The organism is Streptomyces sp. NPDC030809 (genome assembly GCF_055572195.1).
Window position 1 is genome coordinate 146074 of the sequence record NZ_JBVIDV010000019.1, and the last position, 12532, is coordinate 158605.

At 75.7% G+C, this 12532-nt stretch carries 13 protein-coding genes; 6 read left to right on the top strand and 7 right to left on the bottom strand.

Going from position 1 to position 12532, the window contains the following annotated elements:
* Nucleotides 1-117: 117 nt before the first annotated feature.
* A complete protein-coding gene (locus tag ACZ407_RS24640) occupies nucleotides 118-942 on the bottom strand; it encodes a DUF4232 domain-containing protein (protein WP_468131725.1) in 825 nt (274 codons plus the stop codon).
* A gap of 468 nt (nucleotides 943-1410) precedes the next feature.
* Between ACZ407_RS24640 and ACZ407_RS24645 the strand changes: the two genes are divergently transcribed.
* The 4 genes from ACZ407_RS24645 to ACZ407_RS24660 all read left to right on the top strand — a co-directional run bounded on the left by ACZ407_RS24645 (nucleotide 1411) and on the right by ACZ407_RS24660 (nucleotide 4855).
* Nucleotides 1411-3027: an alpha/beta fold hydrolase gene (locus tag ACZ407_RS24645; RefSeq protein ID WP_468131727.1), complete on the top strand. Its 1617-nt coding sequence runs from the start codon at nucleotides 1411-1413 to the stop codon at nucleotides 3025-3027.
* A gap of 571 nt (nucleotides 3028-3598) precedes the next feature.
* The gene (locus tag ACZ407_RS24650) at nucleotides 3599-3742 is read left to right on the top strand and encodes a hypothetical protein (protein WP_468131729.1); all 144 of its coding nucleotides are present in this window, start codon (nucleotides 3599-3601) and stop codon (nucleotides 3740-3742) included.
* Nucleotides 3739-4167: a DnaJ family domain-containing protein gene (locus ACZ407_RS24655; protein ID WP_468131731.1), complete on the top strand. Its 429-nt coding sequence runs from the start codon at nucleotides 3739-3741 to the stop codon at nucleotides 4165-4167. The genes ACZ407_RS24650 and ACZ407_RS24655 overlap by 4 nt, the downstream gene beginning before the upstream one ends.
* Before the next feature lie 37 nt (nucleotides 4168-4204).
* Complete coding sequence (locus ACZ407_RS24660; RefSeq protein ID WP_468131733.1) at nucleotides 4205-4855, top strand: DUF7691 family protein; 651 nt, start codon at nucleotides 4205-4207, stop codon at nucleotides 4853-4855.
* A 53-nt stretch (nucleotides 4856-4908) separates the two neighbouring features.
* On the opposite strand, the gene ACZ407_RS24665 is transcribed toward ACZ407_RS24660, so the two are convergent.
* Nucleotides 4909-6021, bottom strand: a complete 1113-nt coding sequence (locus tag ACZ407_RS24665) for a peptidoglycan recognition protein family protein (RefSeq protein WP_468131735.1) — start codon at nucleotides 6019-6021, stop codon at nucleotides 4909-4911.
* A gap of 232 nt (nucleotides 6022-6253) precedes the next feature.
* Nucleotides 6254-6865: a short chain dehydrogenase gene (locus ACZ407_RS24670; protein WP_468131737.1), complete on the bottom strand. Its 612-nt coding sequence runs from the start codon at nucleotides 6863-6865 to the stop codon at nucleotides 6254-6256.
* Between the two features lie 69 nt (nucleotides 6866-6934).
* Between ACZ407_RS24670 and ACZ407_RS24675 the strand changes: the two genes are divergently transcribed.
* Nucleotides 6935-7825 (top strand): LysR family transcriptional regulator, encoded by an 891-nt coding sequence (locus ACZ407_RS24675; protein WP_468131739.1) that lies wholly within the window; start codon nucleotides 6935-6937, stop codon nucleotides 7823-7825.
* On the opposite strand, the gene ACZ407_RS24680 is transcribed toward ACZ407_RS24675, so the two are convergent.
* From ACZ407_RS24680 to bla, 3 genes are all read right to left on the bottom strand, one after another.
* Nucleotides 7822-8274, bottom strand: a complete 453-nt coding sequence (locus ACZ407_RS24680; RefSeq protein ID WP_468131741.1) for a hypothetical protein — start codon at nucleotides 8272-8274, stop codon at nucleotides 7822-7824. The two genes, ACZ407_RS24675 and ACZ407_RS24680, sit on opposite strands and share 4 nt — an antisense overlap.
* A 76-nt stretch (nucleotides 8275-8350) precedes the next feature.
* Nucleotides 8351-8821, bottom strand: coding sequence for a hypothetical protein (locus tag ACZ407_RS24685; RefSeq protein WP_468131743.1), 471 nt, complete (start codon nucleotides 8819-8821; stop codon nucleotides 8351-8353).
* A gap of 124 nt (nucleotides 8822-8945) precedes the next feature.
* Complete coding sequence (bla, locus tag ACZ407_RS24690; RefSeq protein ID WP_468131745.1) at nucleotides 8946-9914, bottom strand: class A beta-lactamase; 969 nt, start codon at nucleotides 9912-9914, stop codon at nucleotides 8946-8948.
* Between the two features lie 175 nt (nucleotides 9915-10089).
* On the opposite strand from bla, the gene ACZ407_RS24695 reads away from it, so the two are divergent.
* Nucleotides 10090-10815 (top strand): NAD-dependent epimerase/dehydratase family protein, encoded by a 726-nt coding sequence (locus tag ACZ407_RS24695; RefSeq protein WP_468131747.1) that lies wholly within the window; start codon nucleotides 10090-10092, stop codon nucleotides 10813-10815.
* 183 nt (nucleotides 10816-10998) lie between these two features.
* On the opposite strand, the gene ACZ407_RS24700 is transcribed toward ACZ407_RS24695, so the two are convergent.
* On the bottom strand, nucleotides 10999-12429 hold the full coding sequence (locus tag ACZ407_RS24700) for a chondroitinase-B domain-containing protein (protein ID WP_468131748.1): 1431 nt from the start codon (nucleotides 12427-12429) through the stop codon (nucleotides 10999-11001).
* Nucleotides 12430-12532: the final 103 nt, after the last annotated feature.

A 12532-nucleotide genomic window follows, 5' to 3' on the forward strand; every position in this document is an offset into this window, starting at 1 on the left:
TGTAGAGCTCGGGGAGGGTGAGGGAGGGGAGGTGGCCGCTGGATGGGGGGGGGTGGGGGCTTGTTGGCTGTGCCGTCCCCCTCCCCCCCCCCCCCCCCCCCCCCCCCCGGTGCCGCGTCAGGCGGGCTTGACGTACGTGAAGGCGGTGACGGTCACCTTGTTGTCGCAGAGGGCGAACACGCCGTCGTCCATGGCGATCTGGTGGGCGCCGGCGCCGGGTACGCCCAGGACGATGGTGGGGAAGGCGACGGGTGTGGCGCCGGACTGGCAGTAGCCGTCCGCCTCGCCCTGCACCTGGACGAAGGTGAGCTTGGTCCACGCCTTCATGCCGGGGGCCAGGGCGACCGTGGTCACCGGGCCGCTCCGGGTGGTCGCGAGGGGCACGTTCTTGGCGGGCGAGCCGTTGCCGGCCCCGGCCACGGTCGGGTACCCGCGCAGGGTGCACACCTTGGAGGAGGTGTTGGCGACCGAGACGACGGCGGCGCCGGTTCCGGTGCCGGGCGGGCGGACGTCGGCCTGGTGGCCCTCCGAGACCTCCACGTCGGCGGAGGTGCAGGGCTTGGGCTTGGTGCCGCCCGAGCCGCCGGTGGAGCCGCCCGTCGTGCCGCCGCCGGTGGTGCTGCCGGTCGTGCCCCCTGTGGTGGTGCCGGTGGTGCCGCCGGTGGCGGCGCCGCCCGTCTTCCCGCCGGTCGAGCCCGAGGACCCGGATCCGGATCCGCCCGTGGCCGAGCCGCCGCCGGAGGCGCTGCCGCCGGAACCGCCGGTGGCGGCGCCCCCCGTGCTCCCGCCGGTCGTGCCGCCGGAGGACGAGGAGGGCGGGGTGGTGGGCGCGCCACCGGCGCCGTCTTCGCCGGACGGCGTGCAGCCCGTCATCAGGGCGGTGGCCGCCGCGGCCGCCACGATCATCGCCGCCGTCCGGCGGACGCCTGCTGCGTACTGCATGGGCTTCTCCCCGAGGTTCGCGACCGGCCCGGCACCGGCACTCGCGTCGGCAGACACAGCGGCGGGATCCGGCCGGTTCCCGGGCCGGTCCGCTGTTGCGGATTCATGACAACCCCGAGACCGGGCTGCGGACAAGTGCGGCAGGCCGGGCGTCGGAGGCGGCGAGCGGACGGCTGGAACGAGCCGGGTGAACCGATCGGGTGTACGGTGCCGCAGTTCACCGCCCCTCCCGGCCGAACGCCGGGCCGGTACGGAAGACCTCGCCGCCCACGTGCGCGCCCGCAGCCGCGCACGTACGGCGTCGGACCCCTGCCGGTCGCGCGATGCGGCGCTCGGGCGAAGGGAGTTGACGCGCCCGCGGCCCGGGCCGCACTTGAATCTCCTCCTGGGGGAGTTCCTACCGTGCGGACAGCGCCACGGGCCGCAGGAGCCCGGTGCGGACGGTACGGACCGGCGGAGGAGAAGCACATGAACGAGCAGACGGTGCACGGGGCGGCGACCGCGGCGAGCGCGGCGAGCAAGCCGGCGGAGCAGGCGCACGGGACGGCCGAGGCCGCCCCCGCCTTCGTCCTCGTCTCCGGCGTGTTCACCGGCACGCACGTCTGGGAGGAGACGGACGCCCGCCTGACCGCGGCGGGCGCCCGCGTCCGGACCGCGGCCCTCACCGGCCTGGACGGACCGCCCGCCCCCGGGGCGCCCGCCCCCGACCTGGAGACGCACATCGCCGACGTGCTGGCGGTGATCGACTCCGTCGAGGAGGCACCCGGTGCGCAGCTCGTCCTCGTAGGCCACGACTACGGCATCCACCCGGTGCTCGGCGCCGCCGACCGCCGGGCCGGGCGGATCGCCCGGATCGTCTACCTGGACGCGGGCATGCCGCAGGACGGCGTGCCCGCCCTCGCGGCGGTGCCCGACCAGGAACTGCGCGCCGAACTGGCCGGGGACGAGGGCCCGGCGGGCGAGCTGCCACCCCCGGCGCGGGACGGCTGGCAGCGCTGGGGGAGCACCGAGGGCCTGTCCGACGCGAAGCTGGACCGGCTCACCGCCCTCGCCCGCCCCCAGCCGCTCGGGACCCTCCGCCAGCCGCTGCGGCTCACCGGCGCGGTGGCCGCGGTGCCCACGACCGGGGTGCTGTGCACCGACAACGGCGCGAGCATCGAGATGCTCCAGATGGTGGTCGGCTTCGGCGACCCGGCCCTGCAAGCCCTCGTGGACCGGCGCGTGACCTTCTTCGAACTGGCCACCGGACACTGGCCGATGCTCTCCCGACCCGCCGAGCTGGCCGCCGTACTGCTCGGGGCCGCGGCCGGCGAGGGCCACCGCCTGGAGCCGGCCGGCTCCCCGGGGTCGGACGCGGCCGAACTCCCCGTACACCTCCGCCCGTTCCTGATCGACCTGCCCGAACTCCCGCGCGAGCGTTCCGGGAACGTGGACGTCTACCTGCCGGAGGGGGCCGAGGGCCCGCGGCCCGCGGTGGTCTTCGTCCACGGGGGCCCGGTGCCCGCCGAGGCCCGGCCCACCCCGCGGGACTGGCCCACCCTCGTCGGGTACGCCCGGTACGCGGCCACCCAGGGCGCGGTGGGCGCGACGTTCGACCACCGCCTGCACGGGGTCGCCGACTACGCGCGCGCCGCCGAGGACGTGGCGGCCGCCGTGGCGCAGGTCCGCCGCGACCCGCGCGTGGATCCGGACCGGGTGGCGCTGTGGTTCCTCTCCGGCAGCGGCCCGCTCACCGCGGACTGGCTCGCCGCGCCCCCCGCCTGGCTCCGCTGCCTGGCCGCCACCTACCCGATCCTGGCGCCCCTGCCCAACTGGGGCCTCACCGGGGACAGGTTCCGCCCGGCGGACGCGATCGCGGGGGCGGGCGGCCTGCCGGTCGTCCTGACCCGCGCGGGCCGCGAGATGCCCGAAATCGCCACCACCGTCGCGGATTTCCTTGCTGCAGCGCAGGCCTGCTCGGCGGCGGTCGAAGTGATCGACGTGCCCAACGGCCGGCACGGCTTCGAGACCCTGGACCCCACCGACGAGTCCCGCGAGGCGGTCCACCAGGCGATGCGGTCCGTCCTGGCCCACCTCAAGGCCTGAACCAGGCTCCCGGCACCGGGTCCGCGCGTCGGATCCGGTGCCCCGCCCGCGGACCGCCGGCCCCGCCCGCAGCCGGCTCCGCCCGGCCGGACCGAGAAGCCCTCGGCGCGCCTCCCGCACCCGTGGATCGTGAGCCCCCGGGGCGCACGGCGAACCGTGGAACCGCGGCCGGGTGCCGACCCGCACCGCCGAAGCAGCCCCTCAACCCGCCCGCCTCCTCAGGGCACTTCACCGGGAGGCCCCCCCCACCGGGCCGCCGTCCGCCGCCGCCCGTAGCCTGCCGCCGGACCGGCTCGCGCGCGTGCGAGGCGGGGCCCGGGGCCGTTCCCGGCGGTGTAGCCGCGCCCCGGACCCGGGCGCTCCGGGACGAGCCCCTCGCGGCCCCCGGCCGCCGGGGGGCCGCCCCTCCGGCTGCACGGGGCCCGCGCCCGGCGAGCACGTTCGACTCCGACGGCACCCGGTGCAGGATCACCGACTTCGGCCGAGTTCTGCGCCGCAGACCCGGCTGCCGACCTCGCGGGCGCCCGGCTCCTCCCCCCGCCCGGCAGGCCCCGGGCCGGTCTCGAGGCCGATGCCGACGCCGAACCTGGGCCGCTCGGCCGGGCCCGCCGCGGGGCGGCGCTCGACCGCCCTGGACACCGCCTGCCCGCCGAAGACGGGCGAGCGGGTGGACGCCCCGCCGCAGCCCGGCGGCTTTTGTACGCTGGAAGCATGACCGAGCGGAAACCCCCGGGCGTCAGTTTCGAATCCTTCGTCGACAAGCAGATCCGCGAGGCGGCCGAGCGCGGCGAGTTCGCGCGCCTGCCGGGATTCGGCAAGCCCCTGCCCGACGACAGCGCCCCCTACGACGAGCTGTGGTGGGTCAAGGGCAAGCTGCACGCGGAAGGGGTCTCCGTCCTCCCGCCCGCGCTCGCCCTCCGCAAGGAGGCCGAGGACGCCCTCGAAGAGGCCGCCGGGGCGCCCACCGAAGCACGCGTCCGCGCGATCCTCGCCGCGGTCAACGAGAAGATCTCCGCCGCGCTCCGCCGCCCGCCGCCGGGCCCGCCCCTGAACCTCGAACCCTTCGACGTGGAAGCCCGCGTGCGCGACTGGCGCGCCGCCCGCGCCCGGCCTGGCACGGGCACCGGCACCACCCACTGAAGGCCCGCTGTCAGTGCCCGTCGGCAAGATGGCGGTCATGAGCCACAACATCGCGTACTCCACCGCCGACAAGGCCGACGTGCTCGCCTTCCTGGGCAGCGGCGGCAGCCTCTCCGCGGACCGCGCGGCCAACCTGGCCGCCATGCGCCGCCTCGCCGCGCAGTACCAGGCGGACCTCGACCGCCAGGGCGTGGACTGGGGACTGTCCGTACCGGAGGCGCTCGAACACCTGATCGCCGGCCGTGCGGACTCGGACGCCCCGTGCGCGGGCAACGCCTACCACGCCGCCCTCCAGCTCGTCATCGACCGCAACGCGTCCGACCCCTCGCAGCTGGGCACGTACGCGAGGCCGAGCACGTTCTTCGGGCTGGTGGACGAGGAGATGCGGCGGCTGGGCGTGCCCGCCGACCTGCTGCCGCACGGCTTCCTGTACGGCGGCCCGCCGGCGGAGTTCCCCGACCTGCCCTGGCCGGTCGACGGCTACCCGGCCATCGGCCACCTGCCCCTGGCCAAGGCCAAGACCGCCGCCGACGCCTACCGCGCGGTGCTCGACCGGATGGACCCCGAGCTGCGCCACGACGTGCAGGAGCTCGTCGAGAAGCTGGAGTTCGAGCACCAGGAGTGGACCTTCGCCACGAAGGCCCTCGACTGGTACACCCAGGACACCCTCTTCTTCTCGCTCACCTGACCGGCGCCCCGCGCGGGCCCGCCCGGCCGCCCGGCCCGCGCCGCGACCCGGGCTCATCCCAGCAGCCGGTTCCAGGTCCGGGCGTCCACGACCCCGTCCGCGGGGAGCGAGCGCGCCGACTGGAACGAGGCCACGAGCGCGGCCGTCCCCGCCCCGAACGAACCGTCCACCGCGGTCCGGTACCCGAGCGCGGCCAGCCGGGTCTGCACGGCCTTCACCGCCTGCCCCGTCGCCCCCCGGGCCACCGGCCCGGTCAGCTGGTGCCAGGTCTGGTGGCCCGCGACCCCGTCCACGACCGTCTCGTTGAGCCGCTGGAAGGCCCGGACGGCCTGCTCCGTCTCCGGTCCGAACACGCCGTTCGCCGGGAGCACCGCGCCGCGCTGCTCCAGCAGGTACTGGAGACTGCGGACCCGCTCGCCCGTGTCGCCCCGGCGCAGCACGGCCCACAGCGGCGCGACGGGATCGCCGCCCCCGAGTGCTGCTGCCACGTCCTCGCGCAGCCGCGGCAGCAGCGCGTACAGCCGGTCGCCCGGACACTCGGTCGCGTTGAAGTCGCGGTGGCCGTAGATCTGGTAGGCGCGGATGCCGTACTGGCGGCAGACCCGCGCACACAGGGCGACCAGGGCTTCGTACTGCTCGGCGCGCGGCTCCTGGGAGACGTATGTCCCCTCGTTCTCGATGCCGACGGCCACGGAGTTCTGCCCGCTGCAGTGCGCCCCCTCGACCATCTCCTCGCCGCTGTCGAGCGCCTCCAGGCTCCGGTGCCGGCCTTCGGTGACGTACGCCCCCCGGCTGACGGTGAAGTGCTGCCCGGTGTCGATCCAGCCCTGGGTGTCCATCTGGTACGTCTGCATGGCCCGGGCCAGGGTGTGGGCCCGGGCCCGCGAGTAGTCGGTGACGTTCTTCGTCGCCGTGTGGTGCACGATGATCTTGTGCGGCGCCGAGTCCAGGACCGTGACGTCGCGCCGCGGCGGCCGCGCACCCCAGGTGTCGCAGTCCGTGATGTCGATCCCTTCCCCCGCGCGCCGCCGCGGGGGCTGCGCCCGGGCCGGGGCGGCCGCCCCGAAGGCGGCCAGCGCCGCCCCGAGGGAGACGGCACCGGAGAGCACGGCGCGGCGGGCCGGAAGCGGTCGCGGTCCGGACGGCGTCACGTGAGGTCGGGTCATGTGCAGTCCGTTCGACGGGAATCGGGGGCACGCGCACCGGCACCCCGCTGACCCGGCTGAACGCTAGGCAACCGCCGACGCCACGGACAAGCCGCATCGCCGACCATGACCTCCCCGGCCGCCGAAAGCGACCCGATGGGACCGACGCGTACACCCGGACGCCGACGCCGACGCCGACGCCGACGCCGACGCCGACGCGTACGCCCGGCCCGGCCGCGCCGTGCGGCGGAGCTCAGTTCCCCAGCTCGAAGACCCGCCCGGTCTCCGCGCCCTCGATGGAACGCACGTACGTCTGCGCCACCTCCGCGAGGCCCACGGGGGCGAACCCGGGGAAGAAGTCCCCGTACACGTCCAGGGCCTCGGAGAACACCGTCGGGCTGACCGCGTTGATCCGCTGCGGTGCGATCTCGATGGCCGCCGCCCGTACGAAGGCCTCCACGGCCCCGTTGGCCAGCGAGGCGGCCGTGCCCGTCACGATCGGGCTGCGCGCGAGCACCCCCGTGACCAGCGTGAACGAGCCGCGCGGGGAGACCCGGTCCAGGCCCTGCCGGACCAGCTCGACCTGGCCGAGCACCTTGCCCCGGAAGGCCGCCGTCCAGTCCTGCGGGGTCATCTCGGCCACGGGCCGGTACGGGACCGAGCCGGCGGCGCTCGCCACCGCGTCCAGCCGCCCGTCCCGCCCGGCCGCCTCGTACAGGGCCGTGATCTGTTCCGGGTCCGTGATGTCGTACCGGAGGTCGCCGCGGGAGCGTCCGGCGGTGACGACGTCGTGGCCGCGGGCGGTGAGGGCCTGGTGCACGGCCGTGCCCAGGAGGCCGCCGGCGCCGATCAGGAGGATTCGCATGCCCCGACGCTAAGGGGCCGCACCCCGGCCGGGGAAATGCCTTCCACGCAGCACTTATGCTTGGTGGTTATGAATGTCGAGCTCCGGCACCTGCGCGCCCTGGCCGCCATCGGCGACGAGGGCACCATCACCGGCGCCGCGGCGGTCCTGCGGATCAGCCAGCCCGCCCTCTCGCGGACCCTGGACCAGCTGGAGCACCGCGTGGGCACCCGCCTCGTGGAGCGTACGACGCGCAGCCTCGCGCTCACGGCCGAAGGCGCAAGGCTGTGGGAGCGCGCCCACCGGATCCTCGCCCAGCTCGACGACGCACTCGCCGAGGCCGCCGGCGGCACCCGGCCGCTGCGCATCGGCTTCGCCTGGGCCGCCCTCGGCGCGCACACCGTGGACCTCCTGCGCGGCTGGCGCCGGGACCACCCGCACACCCCCGTCGAGGTCCACCACCTGGAGGACCCGCACGCCGCCCTGCGGCGCGGCGCCGTGGACGCGGCCTTCCTGCGGGCCCTGCCCGAGACGCGCGCCCCGGACCTCGCCGTCCTGCCGCTCTACAGCGAACCCCGGGTCGCGGCCGTCTGCGCGGACGACCCCCTGGCGGACCGCCCCGGGATCGCCCTGTCCGACCTGGCGGGCCGCACCGTCGTGCTGTGCGCCACGGCCGCGACCACCAGCACCGCCCTGTGGCCGGCCGGAAGCGGGCCGGAAGCCACCCGGGTGGTCTCCAACGTGGACGAGTGGCTGACCTCCATCGCCACCGGCGAGGCCGTCGGCGTCACCGCCGAGGCCACCCGGCACAGCCACCCGCACCCCGGAGTCCGCTACCTGCCGCTCTCCGACGCCGAGCCCGTCACGGTCCACTTCCTGGCCCCCGCGGTGCCCGGCCACCCGGCGACCGCGGCGTTCCGCGCGCACGTCCGCACGGTGCTGCCCCCTCGGCAGCAACACACGGGCACCGGGGCGGTCTAGCGGAGCCTCCCGGCGAGCCAGGGCGTGAGGTTCGGCATGGGGATGAGCTCCTTGTGGGTCTCGTCCCCGGGGAGCGGCACGACGAGCCACTGGCCGGGCGGGAACAGCCGGGCCTTCACGTGCGCCAGCCCGGCGTAGACGGACCGGAGGAAGGCGGGGACGCTGTCGCGGGGCAGGTCGTGGAACTCCACCCCGTCGACGGTGACGAGCGCGTCCCCGTCCGGGAACAGGCGGACGCTGACCGCCGGGCTGCCGGCGAGCTCCACGAAGGCCTCGTGGGGCAGGGTGCCGTCGGGGTCCACCGCCGTGAAGGGCTCCGCCGCCGTCCGCCGCGACACCTGGTCCGCGCCGATGTCATCGGTGACGGTCATGCCGAGGTGGTATTCGTCCGCGATCGCGCGTACGGCCGTGACGGCAGCCTGGGTGCTGGGCAGCGAGGGGAGTTCCATGATCGCCATCGTAGCCCGGCGGTTCCCGGGTCCCTGCGGCGCGATCGGCGGTACGGCGCACGCATCCCACGGCGTGTCAGTAGGCGATCCGGTACGTGACGTCGTGGGGGACCGGGGACGGTGCCGGGCCCGGGTAGACGAGGCGCAGGGTGCTGAAGCGGCGCGTGCCGGTGTGGCCGGGCCAGCTCTCCGGGAGGCTGAGGGTGACCTGCACCGGGTACGCGCGGAAGCGCCCGGCCGCGCAGTACGGCACGCAGTCGTTGACCATGTCGGTACCGGTGGCCGTGGCGCTCGTCCGCCCCCAGGTCCGCCACTTCAGGTCCACCAGCCGGTTGTTGCCGTCCCCGCAGGCGAGCAGGTACTCGGCGGGCCGCACCTGCCCGGTGCCCGCGCAGTCCACGACCACGACCGGGGGCGGGGGCGTGCCCGGGCCGGCGGCCGAGGCGGGCAGCGCGGCGGCCAGCGCGCCGGTCAGGCAGAGCAGCACCGCCGTCCGCGGGCCGGCCGCGCCGGTCCGGGACCGTCGGTGGGTTCGCGTGGTGTGCACGTGGCCCCCTCCTCGCTCCGGCGTCCCGCCGCGGCCGACGGCGACGCAGCGGTCACCGCCAGCTTCCCCCATCCGGGCACCGGCCGCACCCGCTGCCCCCCGCGCCCCCGGCAACCCCCCGGCCCTACCGGTCCCGGCCGCCGCCCCGGCCCTCGAAGGCCTCGGCCAGGGCCGAGGCCGTGCGGCGCACCAGGGCGTCGTCCGCCGCCGCATCCGCAGCGGGCTTGGTCGTCAGCACCGCCAGGACCAGCGGGGCCCCGTCCGGCCGCCACGCGATGCCCGTGTCGTTGTTCGTCCCGTACGAGCCGCCGCCCGTCTTGTCGCCGAGCCGCCACTCGGCCGGCAGCCCCGCCCGGAAGCGCTTGTCGCTCGTCGTGTTGGCGCACAGCCATGCGGTCAGCAGCTCGCGGTCCGGGCGGTCCAGCGCGTCGCCCAGGACCAGCCGGGCGTACGTACGGCCGATGGCCCGCGGGGTGGTGGTGTCGGTGACGCGGTCCGGTTCGGCGCTGTTCAGCTCGGGCTCGCACCGGTCCAGGCGCGTGACCCGGTCCCCGACGGAGCGCGCGAAGCGGGTCACCGCGGAGGGGCCGCCGAGCTCGCGCAGCAGCAGGTTGGCCGCGGTGTTGTCGCTGTGGGTGATGGCCACCCGGCACAGCTCGCCGATCGTCATCCCGTTCGCGAGGTTCTCCGGCCGGTCGGTCACCTTGGAGTACCCGGAGCGGGCGACGTCCGCCGCGGTGTAGTGGATGCGCCGGGCCAGGACGGAGCCGTCGCGGTCCAGATCGCGCAGGACGGCCGCGGCGGCCAGGGTCTTGAACAGCGAGCACAGGGGGAAGAGCTCGTCCGCCCGGTGGGTGACGGCCCGTCCGGTACCCGTGTCCAGTGCGTAGACCCCGAGCCGCGCCCCGTGCTCGCGTTCGAGCGCGGCCAGGGCACGGGCGACCCGGGGGCCGGCCGGCGACCCGGCGGCCGCCGGAGTCCCGGGCGGCGCCGGGGAGGCCGACGAGGCGGGGGCGGCGGCCGCGGTCAGCACGGCACCGGCTCCGGCCCCCAGGGCGGCCAGCACGGTACGGCGGGCAGGGCGGATGCGCATGGGTCTCTTCCTCCGGATTCCTTCGGACAACCTTGTCGATCATGACGCCCGGGGTGGATGCTCCGGTTCCGCGGCGATTGCCCGGCCCTGCCCCTCCCCGCGTTCGTACGGCAGGGTCCGCCGCCACGGAGAAAAATCGTTCCGTCCCGGATCGGGACCCGGCTAGTTTCTCCCCATGAGCATCCTGGTGATCGGCGGGTCCGGACACGTGGGCAGCCTGGTGCTGCCCGCCCTCGCGGAGCGGCACGAGGTGCGCGTGCTCGATCCCCGCCCGCCCGCCGGCCCCTGGGAACACGTGGCCGGCACGGCGAACGACCCGGCGGCGCTGGCCCGCGCCGTCCAGGGCGTCGACGCGGTCGTGCACGCCGCCCTCGCACCCGCCGGGGCCGAGGGGCCCGCCGCCGCGGCCCGGGCCTTCGAGGTCAACGTGACCTCGGTCCACCTCGCCCTCCGCGCCGCACACGAGGCCGGGGTCCGGCACGCCGTGCTCTTCAGCAGCCTGTCCGTCTACCGCGACCTCGCCGACCGCCCGCTCGACGAGACCGTCCCGGCCGACGCCACCGACCTGTACGGCCTCACCAAACGCCTCGCCGAGCAGGTCTGCCGGGCCGCCACCGAAGAGTGGGGCATGTCCGCCACCGTCCTGCGCCTCGCCTGGCCGACCGCGGACGAGGCCTGGCCGGACTGGTCCCTGCCCGGGGTCCCGCAGACGGCCCGCCGCGCCGCCGACGGCACGATGATCCCCGCCCTGGCGGCCGCCGACCTCTCCCGGGCCGTACTGGCCGCGCTCGACCACCGGTCCGGCTACGAGGTCTTCCACGTCACCGGCGACGGCTCCGGCCGCCGCTGGAACCAGGACAAGGCGCGCGAGGGCCTCGGCTGGTCCCCCGAACGGCACTGACCCGCCCGCGGGCCCGCCGCGGTCACGGCACGCGGCAGCCGACGGAGCCGTCGGGCCCGGTGCTCCCGGCACGGCACAACTGCCGCAGCCGGCCCCGGCCTCGGACCGGCAGGGCGTTCCCCCTCTGTTCCGCGGCGGGGAGGCACCCCGTCCTCCCCGCCGCCGGACGCACGCACCGCCCGCTCAGGCCGCGTCGGGACCCACGTCCGCCGTGGTCAGCGGACGCCGGACCGGCGCCGAAGCCGAGAACTCGTCCGCGCCGACGTCACGCGCACTGCCGCGCGGGTGCCCGTCGATGTCCTCCGCAACCGTCCGGCCCGCGTACGTCGCCGCGTCGATCGCCGCGCTGCCCGCCGTCAGGCGGAACACCCCGTCGGAGCCCCGGACCAGCGCCGGATCGGCCCGCACGAAGCCGCCGGACGGGATGTTCCCGTTGGACGCACCGCCCCACAGCAGGTTGCCCTGCCAGGTGAAGCCCGAGGTCTTGCCCATCGCGACCAGGCTGCCGGAGTCGCCGACGAGGAGGTTGTCCGCGAGGACCACGTCCCGCGGCTCGAACTCCCGCGTCTCGCCCGCGATCCCGCCCCCGTTGCCGACCAGGGTGTTGTGCAGGATCACCGCCCGGTCGCACGCATCGTTGCCCCGCCGCTCCTCGGTGGTCTCCCCGGAGTGGTGGTCGCGCGTGCTGCCGCTGCCCACGACCAGGCCCTTGCCCGACAGCCCGCCCGCGTAGTTGTTGACCACCAGGTGGTCGTTGCCGTACAGCCGCAGGCCGTCCCTGCCGCCGAGCAGGTAATTGCCCTCCACCGTCGAGCGGTTGCCGTGCCGCAGCACGATCCCGCCGAGGCTGTCGCGGATCGTGTTGTAACGGATCGTGTTGTCCGAGGACTTGACCGAGATGGTCTCCGGGTCGCCGTCGCACCGCTCGAACAGGTTGTACTCCACCACCGCGTACGCGCTCGACAGCGCCCGGCTGCTGACGCCGAGCCGGATCGGCTCGCCGCCGTTGGCCCCGGCGAAGCTGTGGTCGGAGAAGTGGTTCCGGAAGATCTGGAGCCGCTGCGCCATGGCCGTCGAGCCGGGACCGTCGGCCACCACGAAGATGCCCTCGGTGGTCTTGTCGTGGAAGCGGTTCCGGTCGATCTTGACGTCGTCACCCCGTACGACGACCCAGTCGAGCCCGCTCACGTCGGCGAACCGGAAGTCGTTGCGCGTGAGCCGGATCCGCGAGCAACTCGCCGGTATCTCCAGGGTGGTGCTCTGCCGGAAGGCGAACCCGCTCACCGTGATGTTCGTCGAGTTGGCGAAGACGAAACTGCGCGCGCCCTGGAGCACCGCGCCGCCGCGCGACTGCGCGACGATCGTGATCGGGGCGCTGCTCGTGCCGTTCCTGCCCGAGACGGAGATGCCCGCCGAGGGCACGGTGTACGTGCCGTCGGCGAGCACGATCCGGTCGCCCGCCGCCGCCCGGTTGACGGCGCTCTGCAACTCGGCGATCGAACCGACCGTCGTCGTCGTGGCGGCCGAGGCCCCCGTCGCCAGCAGGGTGTCGAGCGGCACCGCGGCGAACGCTGCGCCCGCCACGGTGCCCTTGAGGAACGTACGTCGTTGCATGAAACATCTCCCCGGTGGTCGGTTCGTACCGGGGTAGGCTCGCCGCCCGCCCTGCTGTTCCGCTGACGTTCCGCTGACGCTCCCGCAGACGAGACGCCGCCGC

Bases quoted from the DNA above. Each gene is read 5' to 3' on its own strand.
- ACZ407_RS24640 (WP_468131725.1), bottom strand. From the start codon at position 942: ATGCAGTACGCAGCAGGCGTCCGCCGGACGGCGGCGATGATCGTGGCG.
- ACZ407_RS24645 (WP_468131727.1), top strand. From the start codon at position 1,411: ATGAACGAGCAGACGGTGCACGGGGCGGCGACCGCGGCGAGCGCGGCG.
- ACZ407_RS24650 (WP_468131729.1), top strand. From the start codon at position 3,599: ATGCCGACGCCGAACCTGGGCCGCTCGGCCGGGCCCGCCGCGGGGCGG.
- ACZ407_RS24655 (WP_468131731.1), top strand. From the start codon at position 3,739: ATGACCGAGCGGAAACCCCCGGGCGTCAGTTTCGAATCCTTCGTCGAC.
- ACZ407_RS24660 (WP_468131733.1), top strand. From the start codon at position 4,205: ATGAGCCACAACATCGCGTACTCCACCGCCGACAAGGCCGACGTGCTC.
- ACZ407_RS24665 (WP_468131735.1), bottom strand. From the start codon at position 6,021: ATGACCCGACCTCACGTGACGCCGTCCGGACCGCGACCGCTTCCGGCC.
- ACZ407_RS24670 (WP_468131737.1), bottom strand. From the start codon at position 6,865: ATGCGAATCCTCCTGATCGGCGCCGGCGGCCTCCTGGGCACGGCCGTG.
- ACZ407_RS24675 (WP_468131739.1), top strand. From the start codon at position 6,935: ATGAATGTCGAGCTCCGGCACCTGCGCGCCCTGGCCGCCATCGGCGAC.
- ACZ407_RS24680 (WP_468131741.1), bottom strand. From the start codon at position 8,274: ATGGAACTCCCCTCGCTGCCCAGCACCCAGGCTGCCGTCACGGCCGTA.
- bla (WP_468131745.1), bottom strand. From the start codon at position 9,914: ATGCGCATCCGCCCTGCCCGCCGTACCGTGCTGGCCGCCCTGGGGGCC.
- ACZ407_RS24695 (WP_468131747.1), top strand. From the start codon at position 10,090: ATGAGCATCCTGGTGATCGGCGGGTCCGGACACGTGGGCAGCCTGGTG.
- ACZ407_RS24700 (WP_468131748.1), bottom strand. From the start codon at position 12,429: ATGCAACGACGTACGTTCCTCAAGGGCACCGTGGCGGGCGCAGCGTTC.